Below are 22,084 nucleotides of genomic sequence, written 5' to 3' on the forward strand. Positions count from 1 at the left end.
TGCCGGGTATTTTTGTTTGTCATACCTATTGCAATTCTGACTATTTGGAATATACTTGTAAGTATCAAATTATTTCACTGTATGAGGACATCCGCACCAAACTTATCCAGTCCGGTGTAATGAAATGCAGAGAATAAAAGACAAAATTGGTATGTTCCACGAAATTTAGGGAGAAAACTGAGCAAGTAGGAAGGCGGAATATATATGAAACAAGATACTTTAGAGGGCAAAGCAAAAACAAAAAATGGGGTAAAACGGCTGTGTTTTTCCATAATCTGCATTCTTCTGGAAGTGATTTTTATTATTACTATCGTAACACGCTTGAATGAATATGCAGAAGTCATAAATTTATTTACAAGGATTTTGAGTGGGATCTTGGTTTTGGGATTGTACGCATCAAATAAGACATCCTCTATGAAAATGCCTTGGGTCATCTTAATTCTAATTTTCCCAATTATGGGTGTAGGCCTGTATTTGTTGATTGGTTTGAATGGTGGCACACATAAAATGCGTGAGCGGTATGCAGAAATTGATAGCAAATTGTTACCAATGCTTCCGGACAGTCAGGAGTGTTTGAGCAGAATAAAAGAAACAATTCCGAAAGCAGGAAATATAGCAAGTTACATACAAAGAAATTCGCAGTATCCAATCTATCAGAATACGGATATTGTGTATTTTGATGAAGCAGTGAAAGGATTAGAGGCACAGCTTAAGGATTTGGAGAAAGCACAAAAGTTTATCTTTATGGAATATCATGCGATAGAAGACGCTGAAGCATGGCATAAGATTCAAGATGTTCTGGAAGAGCGAGTAAAAGCAGGTGTGGAAGTTAGAGTATTCTACGATGATATGGGTTCTATAGGCTTTATTAACACAGATTTTGTGAAAAAAATGGAGACAATAGGAATTCATTGCCGTGTATTCAATCCGTTTATGCCAGGTTTAAATCTGTTTTTGAACAATCGTGATCATAGAAAAATAACAGTTATTGATGGAAAAGTCGGATTTACAGGTGGATATAATCTAGCAAACGAATATTTTAATTACACACACCCGTATGGACAGTGGAAAGATACAGGTATTCGTTTAGAAGGAGATGCTGTTCAGTCGCTTACAGTGACATTTTTAGAAATGTGGAATGCTGTTAGTGAAAAAGCTACGAATGATACTGATTTTAGTAAATACATTATTCATTACGATTATAAAGCACAGCAAACAGGTTTTGTTCAGCCTTATGCAGACAGTCCTATGGATAATGAGCAGGTCGGAGAAGAAGTTTATATCAGTATGATAAATAAAGCTGAAAAATATTGTTGGTTTATGACTCCATATCTAATCATAACAGATGAAATGACGCATGCGTTATGTCTGGCTGCTAAGCGAGGGGTAGACGTAAGAATTATCACACCTGGTATCCCTGATAAAAAATTCATTTATAGTGTAACTCGTTCTTTTTATCATGGATTAGTTAAACATGGTGTTCGTGTTTATGAGTGGACTCCTGGTTTCTGTCATGCAAAAATGAGTGTGGCAGATGACTGTATGGCAACTTGTGGAACAATTAATTTGGATTATCGAAGTTTATATCACCATTTTGAAAACGGCTGTTTTATGGCAGATTGTCAGGCAGTTGTGGAAATAAAAAATGATCTGATAAGAACGATGGGAGAATGTCGTGATGTGACAGACCAATATCAAACCGGACGAAGTGCATATTTGCGACTGGGACAATTATTTATGAGATTATTTGCTGGATTGCTATAAGAATCTGATGAAACGACCTTTCAAAAAACAGTTGATTTAGAAGTTAACTGTTTTTGAAAGGCCGTTTTTGCTATATCTAACAGTCTGTTGTACAAAGAAGATTTTGCATGGATGAAAAAACAAACCTTGTTGAGGTTAAATTGAGTTTTCTATTGTATTGTATTGCTAATGAATAAGAATAAGAAATAAAAAGGAATCAAGTGATGTACAATGAAAAAGCATAAAATATGTAAAATCCTTCTTGTTATACTGGCAATTTTTTTATGTGTGGCTTTTTATGAATTGCTCGGAATCTGCGTTGCATATAAAAAGCAGCCGGAAGTGTCCAATACAACCAAAAAAGAAACAAAAAATGGGTCATGGAACGAATGCAGTGAAAATACAGAACGGGCAGTAATCATAGAAAAGAATCCAGAAGCGCTTTTACAAAGAGTGCGTTTGATCAAGAATGCAAAAAAGGAAATTATTCTTTCTACTTTTGCATTTCAATCCGATGAAAGTGGAAAATTGATCTTAGGAGCACTGCATGATGCGGCAGACAGAGGTGTACATATTCGTCTGTTAGTAGATGGAATGGAGAGCTGGATTGATATGGAAGGAAATCCGTATTTCTATGGATTATCTTCCCATGAGAATGTTGAAATTAAACTGTATAATAAGGCCAATCCGTTGAAACCGTGGAAAATAATGGGTAGAATGCATGATAAATATTTGATTGCAGATGGAAAGAGATATATTCTTGGGGGAAGAAATACATACAATTATTTCCTGGGTGATTTTCCGGGACATAAGAACTATGACAGAGACGTGTTAGTGGTTTGCGATGAACCTGAGAAAGAAAATTCAGTTAACCAGTTGTTAGAGTATTTTGAAACGATATGGGAACAAGAAGACAGTGATTATTTTCATGACAATAAAAAACTGGCAAATAGAAAATCTGTAAAGAACGCAGTTTTAGAGCTGAAGAACGGCTATCAGAAATATTTTGAAGAGAATAAGGAAAGAATCTGCGATACCGATTACACGGACGAAACTTTTGAGACAGAAAAGATTGCATTAGTGTCAAATCCTATTCACACAGGTTCCAAAGAACCAGTAGTGTGGTATCAGTTGGGAGAATTGATGAAAAATGCAAAAAATCGTGTGAAGATCCACACGCCATATATTATCTGTAATGATATGATGTATAATACATGGGAGGAGATTGCAGAGAACGTTTCAGATTTTTCTATCATGACAAATTCAGTTGCGAATAATGGGAATCCATTTGGGGCTGCCGATTATGCGAAAAACAGAAATAGAATCTTAAGTACAGGGATTAATATCTGGGAATATGAAGGCGGTTATTCATACCACGGAAAAAGTATTCTGATTGACGATGATCTGTCTGTAATCGGTTCCTTTAATATGGACATGAGAAGTGCATATCTGGATACGGAACTGATGCTTGTAATTCGCAGTAAAGATATTAATAAACAGTTGGAAGAGGGCATGATGGAATATGAAAGAGTGTCCCGCCAGGTATTGGAAGATGGAACCTATCGTGATCCATATCATGTAGAGCCAATCGAATTAACAAAGAAACGTCAGAGAAAAATATTTTTGGTACAGCATCTGCTTGGATGGGCAAGGTATCTGTTTTAATAAGGAGGAAGGAAAACGTGTTTCAAATATTGATTGTAGAAGATGATAAAGAATTAAGCCAGCTATTCCAAAAAGTGCTTGAGAAGAATGGATATCAAGTCAAAAGTGCATCGGATGGAGCACAGGCATTAGAAGTATTGGTTAAGGAATATATTGATCTGATCATTTCTGATATTATGATGCCGGTTATGGATGGTTATGAACTGGTGTCGGAACTCCGTTCAGCAGGATATCAGATACCTGTACTTATGATCACTGCGAAAGGTTCCTTTGATGATATGCGCCAGGGATTTCTTTCGGGAAGTGACGATTATATGGTAAAACCGGTAAATGTGAATGAAATGGTTTTAAGAGTCGGAGCACTGCTTCGCCGTGCACAGATACTGAATGAACACAAAATTGTGATCGGCTCAACAGAGTTTGATTACGATGCAATGACGGTTACAACTGATAAGGAAAGTCTTGCTTTGCCTAAAAAAGAATTCCTGCTTTTATATAAGCTTGCAGCTTCGCCAGGCAGAATATTTACAAAACAACAGTTGATGGATGAAGTATGGGGATACGAGACGGAGGCAGACCCACATACGATAGAGGTACATATAGGAAGAATCAGGGAGCGTTTTAAAGATAACCCTGATTTTGAAATCGTAACAATGCGTGGAATTGGATACAAGGTGGTGAAAAAATAATGGAACAAAAGAAAGAAAAAGGATTGCGGATCCGATCCTGTCTGACTGGTGCAATCTGGCTGGCACTTGTATTTTCAACAGTCATATCTGCTTTATTATTTGCTTTTTTGAATCATTTTTTTAATCTGCCGGGCAGCATACCTGTGCTTGGCTGGCTTTTGATTTTCAATACATTGATTGCAGGGCTGATCACTTCCTTTATTAATGCAAAGTTACTGGAACCAATTACAAGACTTAGTAAAGCAATGAAGGAAGTTTCTCGGGGAGATTTTGAACAGCATTTGGAAACGAATAGCCGTATAGCAGAAGTTGGAGAATCTTATCAAAGTTTTAACGTTATGACAAAAGAACTTCGTGCAACAGAGGTGCTGCAGATGGATTTTGTATCTGATGTTTCTCATGAGTTTAAGACCCCGATTAATGCCATTGAAGGATATACAATGCTGCTTCAGGGAGAAGAACTGTCTCCGGATCAAGAGGAATATGTAGAAAAAATCTTATTTAACACCCAAAGACTTTCCGGATTGGTTGGTAATATTTTGCTGTTATCCAAGTTAGAGAATCAGAATATACCAATGAAAAAAACAGAATATCGTCTGGATGAACAGATCCGCCAGGCAGTTCTTTCATTGGAAACAAAATGGACAGAAAAAGAAATTGGTTTTCAGGTAGAATTGGAGGAAGTTAAATATACTGCGAATGAAGGACTTTTTATGCATGTCTGGATAAATCTTTTAGATAATGCGATTAAGTTCAGCCCTTCAAAGGGGACAATTACGATGTTTCTGAAACAAGAACAGGATTCTGTTAAGTTCATTCTGGAAGATGAAGGACCAGGAATAGAGGATGATGTAAAATCCAGAATATTTGACAAGTTCTATCAGGTAGATGGATCTCATAAAGCAGAAGGAAATGGCCTAGGTCTTGCACTTGTAAAACGGATTGTAGATAGTGCCGGAGGAACAATCAAAGCAGAAAACCGTGAATATGGTGGATGCAGATTTGTTATAGAGCTGCCAAAGCAGAAAGATGAGATTATCTAGTTTTAAGATAAATTAGAAGATGGGAGGATTTATATGACATTTTATCAGGAGTTGCAGTTAAATCAGGCAGGTTCTAAAAACCTGTTGAAAAAGAGTGAAACACTAAAAGAAAAACTATATCATATGTGGGTATATCTGGTGAAGATAGCTGCTACAATGGCATTTTGTTTTTTCTTTGTTAGTATTTTCAGCATCCTATTTGGAAATGAGAACAGCATTGTAGGTGTAGTAGTCTTATTATGTCTCATGGTGTTTAGGAATGCGGATCTGGGGATCCACACCGGACAATCTACGATGCTTTTGGCTTTGTTCTTTGTAATTATGACTGTATGTCCGCATTTAGCAAATCAGTTTTCACCGGTATTGGGAATGCTGTTAAATATTGCGGCACTGGCTGTGTTGATTCTGTTCGGATGCCATAATCCATTCATGTTTAATCAATCTACATTGGTTCTTGGGTATCTGCTGCTATATGGTTATGATGTTACGGGAAAAAGCTATCAGATGCGATTAGTCGGAATGGCTTTAGGTGCAGCACTTACCTGCTTCGTATTTTATCGAAATCATAAAAACAGAACTTATAAAAGAAATCTGAAAGATCTGATACAAGAATTTGATATCACTTCTTCCAGAACAAAATGGCAGATATGTCAGATTTTATGCGTACCGATTGTCCTTTGCATTGCAGAACTTTGTAATATGCCACGTGCAATGTGGGCTGGTATTGCGGCCATGTCCGTGATTTTGCCGTCTATGGAAGATATGCACTACAGAGTCCGTAAAAGGATTGTCGGAAATATTGCAGGTGTTATATGTTTTACAGTATTATATTTTCTGCTTCCTTCGTCAATCTATGCATATATAGGAATTCTTGGTGGAATCGGTGTAGGATTTTCAGCACAATATGGCTGGCAGGCAGTATTTAATACATTTGGTGCTTTAGCCATTGCTGCAGAGACATATGGACTACAAGGAGCGGTTAGTCTTAGAGTGAGTCAAAATGTTTTTGGTGTTGTGTTTGCTTTAGCATTTTGTGTTATGTTTTATTGGTTTATGCCTAAAAAAAGGAAAGTGAGGTGACCGTACATGCAGAGTGAAGTGAATCAGGAAGAAAATTTGAATACCACTGATTTTGACGAGCACTTCGCTAAAATTTCGTCCTATATTGTAGACACATTGCACGGCGTTCCACTTGAGATGACCGAGGATGAAAAAGAACAATTTCGCATACAGGTTATTTCAAATCAGTATGCAGAACGGTTGCTAAGTGAAGCCGAAAAGACAGAAACGTATAGAGGTTTATCAAAAATTGATATTCTCCATACAGTTTCTATCCCTCAACTGGCTAGAACAATCCCACTTAAAGGTTTGAATCTCAGTTTAGAAAAATACAGAATGCCGGATGGTGTAATAATAGAGGTTGAGAGTTCGTCACATTATTTGGGGTCATTTAGTGAGAAAAATGATTCTTCCACAAATTGGATAGAAAAGATCATGGAGGGTGTCGGTATTCACTAGATGGATTCTCAAGAAGCATATGCACGAAAGTTCTGCACGCGATAAGTATCTTGCCATTATGAAGCCCTACCTTCTGATGTGGCACAGTAGCAGTTGAAAACAGCTCAGGTTACCTATTGCAATTCTGACTATTTGGAATATACTTGTAAGTATCAAATTATTTCACTGTATGGGAGGAAATTATTATGGCAAGACCCAAGGGAAGCAAGAATAAGACCCGTATTGTAAATGCCAACGTTGATTATGCAGCCGTCGTTGCAGAAAAGACCGCCGAAAAGGAAAAAATCGAATCTGAGGTTGCTGCGCTGACTGCAAATCTCGATGATCTGAAGACGCAGCTGAAAGCCAAGAAAGCAGAATTGAAAGCCGCCACCAAGGAACTTGCCAAAGCCGAAAACAAAAAAGCTGCCGCCGAAGCAAAGGCAGCAGAAGAAGCAAAGAAGGGCGAAGCAGAAGATGTGCTGAAGAAGCTGCTTGCCAGCGGTATGACGGCTGAAGAAATCCTTGCAAAGCTCCAGTAATGCAATATGATGAACTGGACAAGCTGCTGAAGTAAAGGAAGGGGCTGTTGCACACGGATAAAAGCCGGTGCAACAGCCTCTTTTTCATTCATGCTGCAATTTTTTCAGCGTTTCAAACGTATCTAAATTAAAGTGGCATATCATATTCCTTTTCACACATACTTGCCATTTTCAGACAGGAGGTTGCTTTTATGAAAATATCTGCCGACTATCGTATGCTCGCTCTCGATGCTCTGCGCGGAAAATGGAAAACTGCTGTTCTGACAGGTATTGCCGCCAGTGCGCTCGGTGCTACCATTGTGAGCAGTTCCAACAGTGTCGTTTCCAATTCCAATCAGGCAAAGGACATTCATTTTAACCTGTTCGCCCAGCCAAACGGCGGTCGGCTGCTTGCTGTTTTGCTTGTCGGCATTGGTCTGTGGGCAATCCTCCAACTGATCGTGGGCGGTGCAGTTCAACTGGGATATGCTCATTTTAATCTGAACCTTGTAGATGGAAAGGATGCTGCCATCTCGGACTTGTTCTCTCAGAAAGACCGTCTGTGGGATGGCTTCTGCATGAAATTCCTGCAGGGTCTGTACATCGCCCTCTGGTCGCTGCTGTTGGTGATTCCGGGAATCGTGAAAACATACAGCTATGCGATGACACCTTACATCATGTCCGAGCATCCTTCGTTGACTGCAAATGAAGCGATCACAGAATCCCGGCGGATTATGGACGGCAACAAATGGCGGCTGTTCTGTCTGGATTTCAGCTTCATTGGCTGGGAGCTGCTCTGTTCGTTGCCACTGTATGCCGGGGGTTTTCTGGTTCTCAAATATTTCACCGGTTCAGAGGCTATGGCGATTTCTCTTTTTCTCCTGCTGACAATTCCATTGAGCATTGGCTTCTTTTTTGTACGCCCCTATGAGGAAGCTGCATGGGCCACTTTCTACCGTGATATTACCGCAGCACCTACCGAACCGGATGAAGCATACTGACTTTTATACTATTTCTCAGATGTGACCGGACTTTCTAGGTGATCTGCGTATGGAGAAGAAACCTGACCGTTCCGAAATAATTGCAATGACCCTCTTATTTGCTTTAACGCTGGTGCTTACGGTATTAAAAGTGACGAGAACGGTTTCACTGCCTTGGTTGTGGGTGCTGGGTCCGCTTTGGCTTGGCACATATCGGTACCGTGATTAGGGCTGCTTGCGCTGGGAGATTTCTCCCAGCGTTTTTTATTCCTCGGAGATGCCGAGATATTGGTCGATCTCCATGATACCCTCCCCACTGACCTCCACCAGATCTTCAAAGGGCACTACGGTGTCGCCCACCTGCAAGGTGCGGAACACCGGGTCGATGCGGTCTGCCTTGCCAGTCAGGGTGACGTAGTTGCCCACTGCGGGAATCTCCGGGTGGGCGGTATCCTCCTTGAAGTACCGCACCGTGATGGTCATGCCCTTGGTGACCTGCATCAGCCGATCGGACAGAGCCGACATTTCTTCCTCGGTCAAAATGCGCTTGGTCACCCGCTCGGTGCGCTGTTTTTCTGCGGCAAGCTGCTCATCATAATACTGCTTCTATTTATCCTTTGGCAATCTCCAGATAAACGCTAAAATGGAGCATCTACTGCACATCCTAACTTAATATGCACTGAATAAAAGAAAAAGCCTTATATTTCAATCTATAGAGGCCAATCTGTGGTATAATTGGAGCAAGAGAACTGGAAAAAATCCAGCAAAAACCTTGTACCTGGAGGGCAGCTATGTATCGTTACAGCAATGGCCAGATCAGCTTGGCGGATTAATCGAGTATCTAATGCAGCAGGAGACCATCCTCCGGAAATGTGAGGCAGTGCTGGATCTACCGTCCGTGTATGAGAAAATGGTGCAGTTGTGCAGCAAAGAAGATAGTCGTCCGCCCCTCGCCCCAGCGTTCATCGTAAAGTACCTGCTGGTGAGTTTCCTGTACAGCAAACCATTGAACCGGCAGATCGGGCAGCGCACCCCTTCACCTCAAAGCTAACGAAGCTAATGAACTGCACGCTGCCACCAGCCTTCAGTACCTCCATCACAACTGCGACGTGGACGTTCAGTGCCGCCTCCCTGTCCTTTCTTCGTCAGGCCAGGCTTTTTTCGCAATAGTGGCGACGAATTCGTTCTTGCTGTTTTTCGTTTGAAAAGAGCCTTATGACCTGGGCGCTCTCCGGTCGTGGGTAGCGTAGTAGGCTCGCTTATTTTCGTACATGCAATAGTCGGCCTTGTCCAGCAGCGTTTGCATGATGCAGCCTTCATAATCGGCGGAGATCGCCCAACCGTAGGCGTAGCTGAGAGGAAGCTGATTGCCGTCACGGTTTGCAGCGTCGGCTTCCCTGCGCAGACTGTCCAGTATGCCCTCCACCTCCTGCCGGTCCGTATGGTAAATGACCGCCATAAATTCGTCGCCGCCGTATCTGCCCACGAAATGCTTTTCCGGGATCACCCGGCGTAAAAGCCGGGCAAAGCTCAGGATCAGTTGGTCACCCGCCGAATGACCCCTCGTATCGTTGACGGTTTTCAGATTGTTCAGGTCAAATATGACGCAGGCCGTAGGCTCCCGGAGAATTTCCCTGTTGTTGAGAAGCTCCTCGCAGGAGCCTTTGTTGGGCAGGCCGGTATGGATGTCGATGTATGCCTTCTGCTCCAGCAGTTGGTTTTTCCGGGCCATTTTCAGTGCCATGGCGGTCTGGAGCATGATCAGGATCACCAGGCACAGCATATCCAGTGCCGAGAGGATCTCAATAGTGCGGATCTTCATGGCGATCTTTTCTGAATAGTGTTCCGCGGCAGACACCGTTTCGTCCGCCATTTCAAAATAGGTCTCGCTCATGGCAACGATTTGGGTGTTCTCATATCCACGCTGTCTGGCCGCCGCGACCTCCGCCTTGAGCCGCTCCCAGTAGGCACTCTGGATGTCCAGCCTTTCCTGATAGGCCGCGTCCTTGAGCTTTACCAATTCGTAGTGCCCATCCCCGGATGTCAGATCGCTTAAAATATCGTCTAAATACGCGATCAACTCATCGTTTCGGGTGCCTGTGATCTCCAGCTTTACCGCCCGCTGCGTGTCTCCGCGCACCAGCCCGGCATAATTGATGACGCGGGCCGTGCCCTTCAGGTTGCCGATCTCGACCATCATCAGAGCGACAAGGATCACCAAAATCAGCACAAGGCAGCTTTGCAGGATGCTGATGAGATTTTTGCGATCTATTTTTACATTTCCTTTTATCATAACGACCTCGATCACGGAACGACCATGATATTCTTTATTGCGAATCAGTCTTGATGAATACTTTACTCTGTAACGCACATCATGTCAATAACAATGGAAATTTTTCTACTGTCTCCCAAGAATGATCGGCATGAATAAAATGAAAAGCACGCACTTTATTGCTTGTTTCGGTTGGATGGCTTAGGCTTGTCAGGGATCGCCTCATCCGCCTTGGATGGGCGACCCCTGCGAGCCCCAACCAATTTCTCCGCTTTCTGGTTTTCAGTCATAGTCTTTTCTGCTTTCGGCGGACTGCCATGGCACAGCTTTTTCGGCTTCTATAATTGTAAGGAACATGGCTTTTCGCTGAATGGAAAGCGAAGCTGACCCGGGCTGGGGCGGTCTGTATGAAAGCAATATTTTTTTTGAAATAATCTTGACAAAATTTATCAAGATTGATATGATAGTATTAACAAGCAAGCGAAAAGAGGATGTGGAGCATGATCATCACCAAAGAGACGGACTACGCGCTGCGCATTTTGCGGGTGCTGCTGGACGGGGAGAAGCATTCGGTGGCCGAGATGTCGGAAACGGAATTGATCCCCAATCAGTTTGCCTACCAGATTCTGCGCAAGCTCTCCGCCGGCAATTTGGTGCGGGTGAGCCGCGGCGCTCTCGGCGGCTGCGAGCTGTCCTGCGATCTGGACGCGACCTCCCTCTACGATCTCATGGTGGTCGTGGGGGAGCGGGGCATCCTGTGCGCCTGCATGGAGCCGGGATATGAATGCCGCTGGCATGACAAGCATGGGCGGTGCGCCATCCACTGTCAGCTGGCGGCCTTGCAGCAAAAGCAGGACGAGGCGTTCCGTGCCGTGAGCCTGCGCAGGCTGCTGACCGGCGGATCCGATCCCCAAGATACAAGCAAGCTGTAAAATTTTAAAAGGAGGTACCCGTATGCTGTTTCAAACCACGTCGGCGCACGAAGAGCTGCGCGCGAAGATCCGGAGTTTTGCGGAGGAGGAGATCAAGCCACTCGCATTTTTAATGGATCAGAACAATGAGTTTCCCGAGGAGGCTGTCAAGAAGCTGGGTAAGCTGGGCTGGATGGGCATTCCCTACCCCAAGGAGTACGGCGGTGCCGGTCTTGATGCTCTGAGCTACGCCATCGCGGTGGAGGAGCTGGCCCGTGTGGACGGCGGCACGGGCGTAATCCTCTCCGCCCACGTCTCCCTCGGCTCATGGCCCATTTTCGCCTATGGCACCGAGGAGCAGAAGAAGAAATATCTGGTTCCGCTGGCCAAGGGCGAGAAGATCGGCGCCTTCGGCCTTACGGAGACCAACGCCGGATCCGACGCCGGCGGCACGGAGACCACGGCGCTGGATAAGGGGGACTACTACCTCCTCAACGGCGGCAAGATCTTCATTACCAACGCCCCTAAGGCGGACACCTATGTGGTTTTCGCCGTCACCACGCCGGACATCGGCACCCGGGGCATCTCCGCTTTCATCGTGGAGAAGGGCTGGAAGGGCTTTGAGTTCGGCGACCACTATGACAAGATGGGTATTCGCTCCTCCTCCACGGCGGAGCTGATCTTCAACAACGTGAAGGTTCCCAAGGAAAACCTATTGGGCAAGGAGGGCGAGGGCTTCAAGATTGCCATGTCCACGCTGGACGGCGGACGCATCGGCATCGCCGCGCAGGCGCTGGGCATCGCCCAGGGCGCGTTTGAGCACGCGTTGAGCTATTCCAAGGAGCGTGTCCAGTTCGGCAAGCCCATCGCGGCCCAGCAGAGCATCGCCTTCAAGCTGGCGGATATGGCAACCAAGCTGCGCTGCGCCCGGTTCCTCATCTACTCCGCGGCGGAGCTGAAGGAGCAGCACGCGCCTTACGGCATGGAGTCCGCCATGGCGAAGATGTACGCCTCGGACATCGCGCTGGAGGTCACCAATGATGCCTTGCAGATCCACGGCGGCAGCGGCTACCTCAAGGGCATGGAGGTGGAACGGGCCTACCGCGACGCCAAGATCACCACCCTCTACGAGGGCACTAACGAGATCCAGCGGGTGGTCATCGCCTCTCATCTGTTGGGCAGGCTGGGCAAGAGCTCCGGCGGCGAGAGCCGTTCGGCGGCCAAGAAACCCGCGCCCATCACCGGCATTCGCAAAAAGACCATCTTCCGGGAGGGGGATGCTGCCCAGCAGGTGGCCGACCTTGTGGCGGCGCTGAAGAAGGATGGTCACGACTTCTCCGTGGGCATCCCTATGGATACGCCCATCCCGCAGGCGGAACGGGTGGTCTCCGCGGGCAAGGGCATCGGGGAGAAAAAGAACATGAAACTGGTAGAGTCGCTGGCCAAGGCCGCCGGCGCGGCCATCGGTTCTTCCCGCCCTGTGGCGGAGACTCTCAAATATCTGCCGCTGAACCGCTATGTGGGTATGTCCGGTCAGAAGTTCACCGGCAATCTGTACATCGCCTGCGGCATCTCCGGCGCATCCCAGCACCTTAAGGGCATCAAGGACGCCTCCACCATCGTGGCCATCAATAAGAACGGTAACGCGCCTATCTTCAAGAATTGCGACTACGGCATCGTGGGCGATGTGGAGGAGATCCTGCCCCTGCTCACTGCCGCGCTGGATAGCGGCGAAAAGCTGCCCGCGCCGCCCATGGTAAAGATGAAGCGACCCACGCCGCCGAAGCCCGCCCCCATCGGCGACCGCTACGTCTGCAGCGGCTGCGGCTACGAGTATGTGCCGGAGTTGGGCGACGAGGACGGCGAGATCGCGCCCGGTACGCTCTTTGAGCAGCTTCCCGCCGAGTGGGTGTGTCCCGAGTGCGCGGAGACGAAGGATCAATTTGTAAAGGCTTGAGGCCGTGAAGGAGGCAAGATAAGATGTATTGCGTGCGTAAAGTAACGAACGACCTCTACTGGGTGGGCGCCAACGACCATCGCCTGGCCCTGTTTGAAAACTGCTTTCCCATTCCCCGGGGCGTAAGCTACAACGCCTACTGCCTGCTGGATGAAAAGACGGTGCTCTTTGACACGGTGGACTGGTCTGCCTGCCGCCAGCTTTTGGAAAATCTGGCGTATGTGCTGGATGGCCGCGAGCTGGACTACCTGCTGGTCAACCATCTGGAGCCGGATCACGCCGCCTGCATCGAGGAGATCCTGCTGCGCCATCCCAAGGTGAAATTGATCTCCAACGAGAAGGCATTCATGCTCATGCGGCAGTTCGGCTTCCATGTGGACGGACATGAGTGCATCGAGGTGAAGGAGGGCGACACCTTCTCCTTCGGCAAACACACCGTCACCTTTGTGGGCGCGCCTATGGTTCACTGGCCGGAGGCCATGGTGACCCTCGACGTCACCGACGGCGTCCTCTTTTCCGCCGACGCCTTCGGCACCTTCGGAGCGCTGGACGGCAAGCTGTTCGCCGACGAGGTGGACTTCGAGCGGGACTGGCTGGACGACGCCCGTCGCTACCTTACCAACATCGTGGGCAAGTACGGCCCCCACATCCAGCTCCTGCTGAAAAAGGCCGGCGGCGTTTTGGATCAGATCAAGTACATCTGCCCGCTCCACGGCCCCGTGTGGCGCAAGGATCTGGGCTGGTTCATTGAAAAGTACGACACATGGAGCCGCTATGCCCCTGAGACCCAGGGCGTGCTCATCGTCTACGCCTCTATGTACGGCAACACGGAGAACGCGGCGCAGGCGCTGGCGACGTCGCTCTGCGATAAGGGCATGAGCAAGGTGGCGATGTACGATGTGTCCTCCACTCATGTCTCCCAGCTGATCTCCGAGGCGTTTAAGTACAGTCACATTGTCCTGGCCTCTGTGACCTACAACCTCGGCATCTACCCTGCCATGCATGACTTCCTCATGGATATGAAGGCACTGAATCTGCAAAACCGCACCTTTGCCATCATTGAAAACGGCTCATGGGCGGTGAAGTCCGGTGACCTCATGCAGAAATTCGTCAACAATGAGCTTAAGAACATGACGGTGCTCAACGAGCGGCTCAGCCTCGCCTCGTCCATGGGCACGGACAAGCGCACTGAGCTGGAAGCACTGGCGGACGCCATTCTGGAATCTATGAAATAACTGGCAGGAAAGCCAAAACCAAGACAACAGACAACAAACAGCCCTGCCGCGTCGGCTGCAGAAAAACCGGCTTTCAAAAACAGAGCGGGCAAGCGTGATACTGCGCTTGCCCGCTCTTTGCCCAAAAGGACATGAGAAGTGACCGGAGAAGATGAGAGGATCGAAATGGAGATCAGAAAACGAAACGGGGAGTCTGTTCCCTTTCAACAGGAGAAAATTTTCAACGCCATGAAAAAGGCGTTTGACGGACAGGGCAAGGAGATCGGGAGCAGAGAGATGGATGAGATCCTCGCCACCGTTCTCAACAATCTCTCCGTCACAGTGCCGCTCACCGTAGAACGTGTGCAGGACGAGGTGGAGCGAACGCTCATGGAGCGCGGACACTATGAGGTGGCCAAGGCGTACATCCTCTACCGCGAAAAGCGGTCTGCGCTGCGCCGTGTCCGGCATACCATCGCGCGGACGGTGGGGGATGACTCGCTTGACGAGGTGCTGCGCCGCATCCAGATGGATTTTACCGAGGAAGTCTACTCCCTCGCGGCGCTTCAAATGAAGTTTGAGAGTTTCTGTCGTCTGGGCATGACGGAGGATGAGCGGGCTGAGGCACTGACCAAGGCGGCGGTAGAGCTGACTACGGCAGAGGCACCCAAGTGGGAGTTCATCGCGGCGCGGCTTCTGAACCACTCCTTTCGCTGTCGCAACGCACAGGAATGGGAGGGGCGCGGCGTCTGCGACCTCTATGGCAAGCTTCGCTATCTGACGGATAAGGGACTCTACGGTGACTATATCCTTGCCCACTATACCCACGAGGAGATTGCCATGGCGGAGGACTTTCTCTGCCCGGAACGGGACGAGCTGTTCACCTACTCCGGCCTTGACCTGCTGCTCAAACGCTATGTGATCCAGTCACGCAGCCGCGTGCCGCTGGAAACACCGCAGGAGATGTTTTTGGGTATCGCGCTGCATCTTGCTATGAACGAAGGCTCTGACCGCATGGGGTGGGTAAAACGCTTTTACGATATGCTCAGCCGTATGGAGGTCACAATGGCGACACCTACCATGTCCAACGCACGAAAGCCCTACCATCAGCTTTCAAGCTGCTTTGTGGACACTGTGCCGGACAGTCTGGACGGCATCTACCGCTCTCTGGACAACTTCGCAAAGGTCTCTAAATTCGGCGGTGGAATGGGGATGTACTTCGGTAAGGTGCGCGCTGCAGGCAGCACCATCCGCGGCTTTCAAGGGGCGGCGGGCGGTGTTATCCGCTGGATCCGGCTGGTCAACGACACCGCCGTGGCGGTGGATCAGTTGGGGATGCGGCAGGGCGCTGTGGCGGTTTACTTAGACGCATGGCACCGGGATCTGCCGGAATTCCTTCAACTGCGCACCAACAACGGCGACGACCGCATGAAGGCACATGATGTGTTTCCCGCCGTGTGCTATCCGGATCTCTTCTGGCGACTGGCGGAGGAGAACATAGACGCGCCGTGGCATCTCATGTGTCCGCATGAGATCCTCACGGTCAAGGGCTACGCACTGGAGGATTACTGGGGTACAGAATGGGAGAAGCGGTATCTGGACTGCGTCAATGACCCGCGCATCGAAAAGCGCAGCGTCACCGTCAAGGACATCGTGCGGCTGGTGCTTCGCTCGGCAGTGGAGACCGGCACACCCTTCGCTTTCAATCGCGACAGTGTAAATCATATGAACCCAAACGGCCACACGGGAATGATCTATTGCTCCAATCTCTGTACGGAGATCGCGCAGAACATGGCACCCATCGAGCACATCAGCACTGAGGTGCACACGGAGAACGGCGACACAATTGTGGTGACGGCCACACGCCCAGGTGAGTTTGTGGTCTGCAATCTGGCGAGTCTGTCTCTCGGTAATCTGCCGGTGGAGGACGAGGCCTATATGGAACGCACGGTGGAAACGGCCATCCGCGCACTGGATAATGTGATCGACCTCAACTTCTACCCGTTGGAATACGCGCGGCTTACCAATCAGAAGTACCGCAGCATCGGCCTGGGCGTCAGCGGCTACCACCACATGCTGGCAAAGCGCGGCATCCACTGGGAGAGCGATGAGCACCTTGCCTTCACCGACGCAGTGTTCGAGCTCATCAACTACGCCGCCGTCAAGGCGGACACAGCTCTGGCACGGGAAAAGAGTCGTTACGCGCTCTTTGAAGGCAGCGACTGGCAGACGGGCGCGTATTTTGAAAAGCGGGGTTATACCTCCGAAAAGTGGCGGGCGCTTGCGAAAACGGTGGCGGTGCAGGGAATGCGCAACGCCTATCTGCTGGCGGTCGCACCGACCTCCAGCACATCTATCCTCTCCGGCACGTCGGCGGGCATAGATCCAATTATGAAGAAATTCTTTTTAGAGGAAAAAAAGGGCAGCATGCTGCCCCGCGTTGCTCCGGAGCTTTCTATGGACACATGGTGGTACTATAAGGCAGCGCATCTAATCGACCAAAGCTGGTCGGTACGCGCCGCGGGCCTTCGCCAGAGACATATTGACCAGGCGCAGAGCATGAATCTCTATATCACCAACGACTATTCCATGCGTCAGGTGCTCAGACTGTATTTGGAGGCGTGGAGGGCCGGCGTCAAGACCATTTACTATGTCCGCAGCAAGGCCCTTGAGGTCGAGTCCTGCGAAAGCTGCTCGTCATAAGGAGGATAGCATGACGGAACTGAAGAAAAAGCCCCTCTTTAACCCGGAGGGCGACCCTGATGTGCGCCTGCGGCGCATGATCGGCGGCAATACCACAAACCTCAACGACTTCAACAATATGAAGTACGCTTGGGTCAGCGACTGGTACCGGCAGGCCATGAACAACTTTTGGATCCCTGAGGAGATCAATCTCTCGCAGGATGTGAAGGACTATCCCCGCCTGCTGTCAGCCGAGCGCAGCGCCTACGATAAAATTCTGAGTTTTCTTGTCTTTTTGGATTCCATTCAGACAGCGAACCTGCCTAATATCGGCGCCTACATTACCGCCAACGAGGTCAATCTCTGCCTGTCCATTCAGGCGTTTCAGGAGTGTGTCCACTCACAGAGCTACAGCTATATGCTCGACACCATCTGTTCCCCCGTGGAGCGCAATGACATCCTCTACCAATGGAAAACGGACGAGCATCTGCTGCGCCGCAACACCTTCATTGGGGACTGCTACAACGAGTTTCAGGAGCGGAAGGACGCTCCCACGCTGCTGCGCGTGATGATGGCAAACTATATTTTGGAGGGCATCTATTTTTACAGCGGCTTTATGTTCTTCTACAATCTCTCCCGAAACGGGAAGATGCCCGGCTCGGCGCAGGAGATTCGCTACATAAACCGCGATGAGAACACGCACTTGTGGCTGTTCCGCAATATCATCACGGAGCTGCAAAAGGAGCAGCCGGAGTTGTTCACCGCCGAGAGCGTACAAGCGCTGCGCGAGATGATGCGTGAGGGCGTGGAGCAGGAGATCGCATGGGGGCATTATGTAATCGGCGACGACATCCCGGGGCTGAACCGGCAGATGATCAGCGATTACATCCGCTATCTCGGCAACCTCCGCTGGACGAGCCTTGGCTATCCCGCATTGTATCCAGGCTTTGAGAGCGAACCGGAGAGCATGGAATGGGTCAGCCAGTACGCCGACGCCAACATGGTCAAGACCGATTTCTTTGAGGCACGCAGTACCGCCTACGCCAAGAGCACCGCACTGATAGACGATTTATAAGAAAACCAAAGACATCAGAATAGGAGATACTACTATGAATTACAGCGCTATGATCCAAAATCGCAGATCCGTTCACGCATTCTGCGAAAAGGAAGTTCCGAGCGAGGCTATCGGCCAGCTCCGATCCTACTATGAAAAGACCTGCCCCCGTCTTGTCCCGGAGATTGCAACGGAGTTGATCGTCTTGGACAAGGATGCACAGCCGGCGCTGGAGAGCTCAGCGGGCTATAATCAATTTCTCATCGGAGCACCGCACTACCTGCTCCTTATGTCTGCCCCGCATTCCTATGCGGCCATCAACGCCGGCTACATGATGGAAGATCTCGTCCTCAAGCTGACTGAGTTGGACATTGACACCTGCTGGATGACCTTCACCGACAGCGACAAAATCAAAAAGGCACTGTCTCTCGCCACCCCGTTAGAGGTGGCGGCAATCGTTGCCTTTGGCTACGGGGAAAAGACCGCAAAAAAGCTGCGGCTGAATATCCTAAGTATGTCTCAGATCGATGTGCGGGCCGAGCAGCAGTACTACGCGCCCAAAAAGGGCGTGCATGATTTGGTTCACATGGGGAGCTGGAGCAACAAGTCTGGGCTTGACGAGATGATGGACTTCTACGACGATATGCTCTGGCAGTCCTTCTACGCCGCTTCGCTCTCCCCCAGCTATCTCAACCGTCAGCCCTATGGCTTCCTTGTGCAGGATCACAGCATCTATTTGGTGCAGCAGGAGGATGCCTACACCGATAATTTGGATGCCGCATTGGATCTCGGTATTGTCATGCTCCACTTCTCCGCTGTCGCCTCCCAGTGGGCGGGGCAGGTACACTGGGAACTTTCACCTGCTGCGCCCGACGGCCTGCCGGAAGGACTTCGCTCCGCTGCGGTGTACCACATGTAACGACTCTGGGGGAAGCAAGGCAACGGTAAAATGCGCGACCGCCGATCCGCGGTTGAGCGTATGTTTCATTAGAAAAGAAGAACCTATCAGTCAGAGTCTGAGTAAGGAAAATAGGAGGTATTTTTTATATGGCTATCCAAACGGTAACAGATGCCATCCGCTATGTAGGGGTGGATGATAACACATTGGCACTCTTTGAAAACCAGTACCCCGTCCAGCCTATGGGAGTGAGCTACAACTCCTATGTCATTCTGGATGAGAAGATTGCCGTGATGGACAGCGTGGACGCACGGGCAACGGAAGAATGGCTTTCCAATGTGGCGCGGGTGTTGGAGGGGCGCAGCCCCGACTATCTTGTGGTCACACACATGGAGCCGGATCATTCCGGCAGCCTCATGCGGCTGGCACAAAAGTACCCGGAGATGAAGATCGTGGGAAACGCGAAAACATTTACCCTGATCAAGCAGTTCTTCGGCACAGGTGCATTGTCGGAAGACCGTATGCTGGAGGTTGGCGAAAGAGATACGCTTTCCTTGGGTTTGCACCGGCTGCGCTTTCTGCTGGCGCCGATGGTACACTGGCCGGAGGTGATGACGGCGTATGAGGAAACGGAAAAAATCCTGTTCTCGGCGGATGCCTTCGGACGCTTTGGCTCACTGGAACGGACTGCCCGTGCCCCCTGGGTGCCGCAGGCCCGACGGTATTATTACAATATTATCGGGAAATATGGCGCACAGGTGCAGGCTCTGCTGAAAAAATCTCCGCGCTGGAGATCAAAACGATCTGCCCGCTCCATGGCCCCATGCTCACAGAAGGACTTGGGGAGTATCTGCGGCTCTATGATCTCTGGTCACAATGGAAACCGGAAGAACCGGAGGGCATCCTGATCGCTCACGCATCGATCCATGGAAATACTGCCCATGCGGCGAAGACCCTCAAGAGCAAGCTGGAGGGCAAAGGTGCGCAAGTCACCATATGCGATCTGACGGCAACAGACCTTTCCTACGCTGTTGCCAGTGCATTCTACTGCGGGAAGTTGGTTTTAGCCAGCTCCACCTATGACGGAGGACTGTTTCCGCCCATGAGGGAGTTTTTGGAACATTTACGGACAAAGGGATTCCGAAACCGCCGGGTTGGCCTTATTGAAGACGGCTCTTGGGCACCTGCTGCCGCGCGGCTGATGCGCACCAAATTGGAGGAGATGAAGGATATCCACCTTTACGAAACGGTAGTGTCTCTGCGTGGTGCATTGAACCAAACCAGCGAAGCGCAGATGGACGCTCTGGTGGCTGAGCTCTGCGCAGAATAAGCTGCAACAAACCGCAGCTATTCTCGTACAGATGATGGTCTTACTCATCTGCTTTATGTCCCAAGGGCAGAGTACCGTCATCTCAGGTTGAGGTCACGATGTGGTGTGGGGCGAGACCGGAGTCTTGAGAATACCCAAACAAAGGAAAGGAGCTGGCAGATATGGCAGCTATGAACATGAATCAGGAGCAGTTTGAGCAGGCGATCCGGGAGGAAAAGCCCGTTTTGGTGGATTTCTGGGCGCCCTGGTGCGGCTACTGCCGGAGGATCGGCCCCGCGTATGAGAAGATCGGAGAGGAATACGCGGACAGCCTCGCCGTCGGCAAGATCAACATTGACGAGGAGCCGCGGCTGGCGGGGGCCGAGGGGATCGAGGACATCCCAACTCTGGTGCTGTACCGGAACGGAAAGGCCGTGGATTCCATCACCGCGCCCGGCTCAAAGGCAGAAATCGACCGTTTCATTCAGGAAGCCTTGGCGAAATAACGGAGGGTTCAGATATGAACAACAATCATGTTTATGATATGCTCGTGGTGGGCGGCGGCCCGGGCGGCTACACCGCCGCCCTGTACGCGGCACGGGCGGGGCTGGACACCATCGTGCTGGAAAAACTGTCCGCCGGTGGGCAGATGGCCCTGACCGAGCAGATCGACAACTATCCCGGCTTTGAGGACGGGATCGACGGCTTCTCTCTGGCGGAGAAGATGCAAAAGCAGGCGGAGCGCTTCGGGGCACGCAGCGAATACGCAGAAGTCCTCCGCATGGATCTGACGGCGGTTCCCAAGCTCGTGGAGACCAGCGAGGGGATCTTCCTGGGGAAAACCGTGGTGCTGGCCACCGGTGCGGACCCCAGAACGCTGGGCGTTGCCGGAGAGACTGAGCTGTTGGGCCGGGGCGTGGCCTACTGCGCCGCCTGCGACGGGATGTTTTACAAGGGCAAAACGGTGGTCGTGGTGGGCGGCGGCAATTCCGCCGCGGCAGATGCCCTCCTTCTCAGCCGCGTGGCGAAAAAAGTGATCCTCGTCCACCGCAGAGACACCCTGCGGGCCACCAAGATCTATCACGAGTCGCTGTCACAGGCCGAAAACGTGGAATTCCGTTGGAACAGCGTCGTTTCCGCGCTGCTTTCCGGGGACAGGCTGACCGGCGTCCGCCTGCGGGACACCGTCACCGGTGAGGAAAGCGTGGTGGACTGCGACGGCGTATTTGTCAGCGTGGGCCGACAGCCCGCCACGGCGCTGGCGGTGGGTCAACTGGCGCTGGACGGCGGCGGCTATATCGTGGCCGGAGAGACCACGGAAACCAGTATTCCCGGCGTTTACGCCGTGGGCGACGTGCGGACGAAGCCCCTCCGTCAGGTGGTCACCGCCGTGGCGGACGGCGCGGTGGCAGTCCACATGGCGGAGAAATATATCGCGGAAAACCGATAAGGGAGGTAGATTGAAAAAGCCATGTTTAAGGTCAGGCCGGATACGACCGCAGTGGGGATGCCGACATATCTGCAAGGCAAACTGCCAGAGTGATGGCAGATAAGATAACCCATGTAAGATCGGGAGATATGTTGTCTCTCCATATCCAGTCCACGCAACAGTGAGCAACTGAACACAAAACACAGCCGCAGATGTACTC

General features: G+C 50.0%; 17 protein-coding genes and 2 pseudogenes. 17 read left to right on the forward strand and 2 right to left on the reverse strand.

Going from position 1 to position 22,084, the window contains the following annotated elements; all coding sequences use genetic code 11:
• Positions 1-204 precede the first annotated feature (204 nt).
• From cls to PXT33_RS04030, 8 genes and pseudogenes are all read left to right on the forward strand, one after another.
• Positions 205-1,764, forward strand: coding sequence for a cardiolipin synthase (gene cls / locus PXT33_RS03995; protein ID WP_113992749.1), 1,560 nt, complete (start codon positions 205-207; stop codon positions 1,762-1,764).
• A 210-nt stretch (positions 1,765-1,974) separates the two neighbouring features.
• Entirely contained in the window at positions 1,975-3,408 is a 1,434-nt protein-coding gene (locus tag PXT33_RS04000; RefSeq protein WP_112122106.1) for a phospholipase D family protein, read from the forward strand.
• Positions 3,387-4,097 carry a response regulator transcription factor gene (locus tag PXT33_RS04005; protein ID WP_129873037.1) on the forward strand — a complete coding sequence of 237 codons (711 nt, stop codon included), beginning with the start codon at positions 3,387-3,389 and terminating at the stop codon, positions 4,095-4,097. The genes PXT33_RS04000 and PXT33_RS04005 overlap by 22 nt, the downstream gene beginning before the upstream one ends.
• Positions 4,097-5,140 carry a HAMP domain-containing sensor histidine kinase gene (locus PXT33_RS04010; RefSeq protein WP_332375997.1) on the forward strand — a complete coding sequence of 348 codons (1,044 nt, stop codon included), beginning with the start codon at positions 4,097-4,099 and terminating at the stop codon, positions 5,138-5,140. Before PXT33_RS04005 ends, PXT33_RS04010 begins: the two co-directional genes overlap by 1 nt.
• A gap of 33 nt (positions 5,141-5,173) precedes the next feature.
• A pseudogene (locus tag PXT33_RS04015) lies at positions 5,174-6,237 on the forward strand (FUSC family protein).
• Entirely contained in the window at positions 6,227-6,658 is a 432-nt protein-coding gene (locus PXT33_RS04020; protein ID WP_005921183.1) for a hypothetical protein, read from the forward strand. The pseudogene PXT33_RS04015 and the gene PXT33_RS04020 overlap by 11 nt, the downstream one beginning before the upstream one ends.
• Before the next feature lie 185 nt (positions 6,659-6,843).
• On the forward strand, positions 6,844-7,179 hold the full coding sequence (locus tag PXT33_RS04025) for a hypothetical protein (RefSeq protein ID WP_207699150.1): 336 nt from the start codon (positions 6,844-6,846) through the stop codon (positions 7,177-7,179).
• Between the two features lie 191 nt (positions 7,180-7,370).
• On the forward strand, positions 7,371-8,159 hold the full coding sequence (locus tag PXT33_RS04030; RefSeq protein WP_207699151.1) for a DUF975 family protein: 789 nt from the start codon (positions 7,371-7,373) through the stop codon (positions 8,157-8,159).
• A 243-nt stretch (positions 8,160-8,402) separates the two neighbouring features.
• On the opposite strand, the gene PXT33_RS04035 is transcribed toward PXT33_RS04030, so the two are convergent.
• Together PXT33_RS04035 and PXT33_RS04040 are read right to left on the reverse strand one after the other, a co-directional pair.
• Positions 8,403-8,693: a hypothetical protein gene (locus PXT33_RS04035; RefSeq protein ID WP_243112049.1), complete on the reverse strand. Its 291-nt coding sequence runs from the start codon at positions 8,691-8,693 to the stop codon at positions 8,403-8,405.
• A gap of 658 nt (positions 8,694-9,351) precedes the next feature.
• A complete protein-coding gene (locus PXT33_RS04040) occupies positions 9,352-10,431 on the reverse strand; it encodes a GGDEF domain-containing protein (RefSeq protein WP_154261245.1) in 1,080 nt (359 codons plus the stop codon).
• 479 nt (positions 10,432-10,910) lie between these two features.
• On the opposite strand from PXT33_RS04040, the gene PXT33_RS04045 reads away from it, so the two are divergent.
• From PXT33_RS04045 to trxB, 9 genes and pseudogenes are all read left to right on the forward strand, one after another.
• Complete coding sequence (locus PXT33_RS04045; protein ID WP_044954298.1) at positions 10,911-11,342, forward strand: Rrf2 family transcriptional regulator; 432 nt, start codon at positions 10,911-10,913, stop codon at positions 11,340-11,342.
• A gap of 22 nt (positions 11,343-11,364) precedes the next feature.
• Positions 11,365-13,278, forward strand: coding sequence for an acyl-CoA dehydrogenase family protein (locus PXT33_RS04050; protein WP_005946387.1), 1,914 nt, complete (start codon positions 11,365-11,367; stop codon positions 13,276-13,278).
• 23 nt (positions 13,279-13,301) lie between these two features.
• On the forward strand, positions 13,302-14,513 hold the full coding sequence (locus PXT33_RS04055) for an FprA family A-type flavoprotein (RefSeq protein WP_005946385.1): 1,212 nt from the start codon (positions 13,302-13,304) through the stop codon (positions 14,511-14,513).
• 165 nt (positions 14,514-14,678) lie between these two features.
• Complete coding sequence (locus PXT33_RS04060; RefSeq protein WP_332375998.1) at positions 14,679-17,195, forward strand: ribonucleoside-diphosphate reductase subunit alpha; 2,517 nt, start codon at positions 14,679-14,681, stop codon at positions 17,193-17,195.
• 10 nt (positions 17,196-17,205) lie between these two features.
• Positions 17,206-18,249, forward strand: coding sequence for a ribonucleotide-diphosphate reductase subunit beta (locus PXT33_RS04065; protein ID WP_005946381.1), 1,044 nt, complete (start codon positions 17,206-17,208; stop codon positions 18,247-18,249).
• A 34-nt stretch (positions 18,250-18,283) separates the two neighbouring features.
• Positions 18,284-19,147 carry a nitroreductase family protein gene (locus PXT33_RS04070; RefSeq protein WP_332375999.1) on the forward strand — a complete coding sequence of 288 codons (864 nt, stop codon included), beginning with the start codon at positions 18,284-18,286 and terminating at the stop codon, positions 19,145-19,147.
• Between the two features lie 128 nt (positions 19,148-19,275).
• Positions 19,276-20,456 (forward strand): annotated as a pseudogene (locus tag PXT33_RS04075) (FprA family A-type flavoprotein).
• A 161-nt stretch (positions 20,457-20,617) separates the two neighbouring features.
• The gene (gene trxA / locus PXT33_RS04080) at positions 20,618-20,941 is read left to right on the forward strand and encodes a thioredoxin (protein ID WP_154261239.1); all 324 of its coding nucleotides are present in this window, start codon (positions 20,618-20,620) and stop codon (positions 20,939-20,941) included.
• 14 nt (positions 20,942-20,955) lie between these two features.
• Positions 20,956-21,885 (forward strand): thioredoxin-disulfide reductase, encoded by a 930-nt coding sequence (gene trxB, locus PXT33_RS04085; RefSeq protein ID WP_227621491.1) that lies wholly within the window; start codon positions 20,956-20,958, stop codon positions 21,883-21,885.
• Positions 21,886-22,084 lie beyond the last annotated feature (199 nt).

The organism is Faecalibacterium taiwanense (assembly GCF_036632915.2).
GTDB lineage: Bacteria > Bacillota > Clostridia > Oscillospirales > Ruminococcaceae > Faecalibacterium > Faecalibacterium taiwanense.

Bases quoted from the DNA above. Each gene is read 5' to 3' on its own strand.
- PXT33_RS04040 (WP_154261245.1), bottom strand. From the start codon at position 10,431: ATGATAAAAGGAAATGTAAAAATAGATCGCAAAAATCTCATCAGCATC.
- PXT33_RS04000 (WP_112122106.1), top strand. From the start codon at position 1,975: ATGAAAAAGCATAAAATATGTAAAATCCTTCTTGTTATACTGGCAATT.
- PXT33_RS04025 (WP_207699150.1), top strand. From the start codon at position 6,844: ATGGCAAGACCCAAGGGAAGCAAGAATAAGACCCGTATTGTAAATGCC.
- PXT33_RS04060 (WP_332375998.1), top strand. From the start codon at position 14,679: ATGGAGATCAGAAAACGAAACGGGGAGTCTGTTCCCTTTCAACAGGAG.
- PXT33_RS04055 (WP_005946385.1), top strand. From the start codon at position 13,302: ATGTATTGCGTGCGTAAAGTAACGAACGACCTCTACTGGGTGGGCGCC.
- trxA (WP_154261239.1), top strand. From the start codon at position 20,618: ATGGCAGCTATGAACATGAATCAGGAGCAGTTTGAGCAGGCGATCCGG.
- PXT33_RS04070 (WP_332375999.1), top strand. From the start codon at position 18,284: ATGAATTACAGCGCTATGATCCAAAATCGCAGATCCGTTCACGCATTC.
- PXT33_RS04050 (WP_005946387.1), top strand. From the start codon at position 11,365: ATGCTGTTTCAAACCACGTCGGCGCACGAAGAGCTGCGCGCGAAGATC.
- PXT33_RS04045 (WP_044954298.1), top strand. From the start codon at position 10,911: ATGATCATCACCAAAGAGACGGACTACGCGCTGCGCATTTTGCGGGTG.
- PXT33_RS04030 (WP_207699151.1), top strand. From the start codon at position 7,371: ATGAAAATATCTGCCGACTATCGTATGCTCGCTCTCGATGCTCTGCGC.
- PXT33_RS04005 (WP_129873037.1), top strand. From the start codon at position 3,387: ATGGGCAAGGTATCTGTTTTAATAAGGAGGAAGGAAAACGTGTTTCAA.
- cls (WP_113992749.1), top strand. From the start codon at position 205: ATGAAACAAGATACTTTAGAGGGCAAAGCAAAAACAAAAAATGGGGTA.
- PXT33_RS04065 (WP_005946381.1), top strand. From the start codon at position 17,206: ATGACGGAACTGAAGAAAAAGCCCCTCTTTAACCCGGAGGGCGACCCT.
- PXT33_RS04010 (WP_332375997.1), top strand. From the start codon at position 4,097: ATGGAACAAAAGAAAGAAAAAGGATTGCGGATCCGATCCTGTCTGACT.
- trxB (WP_227621491.1), top strand. From the start codon at position 20,956: ATGAACAACAATCATGTTTATGATATGCTCGTGGTGGGCGGCGGCCCG.
- PXT33_RS04020 (WP_005921183.1), top strand. From the start codon at position 6,227: ATGCAGAGTGAAGTGAATCAGGAAGAAAATTTGAATACCACTGATTTT.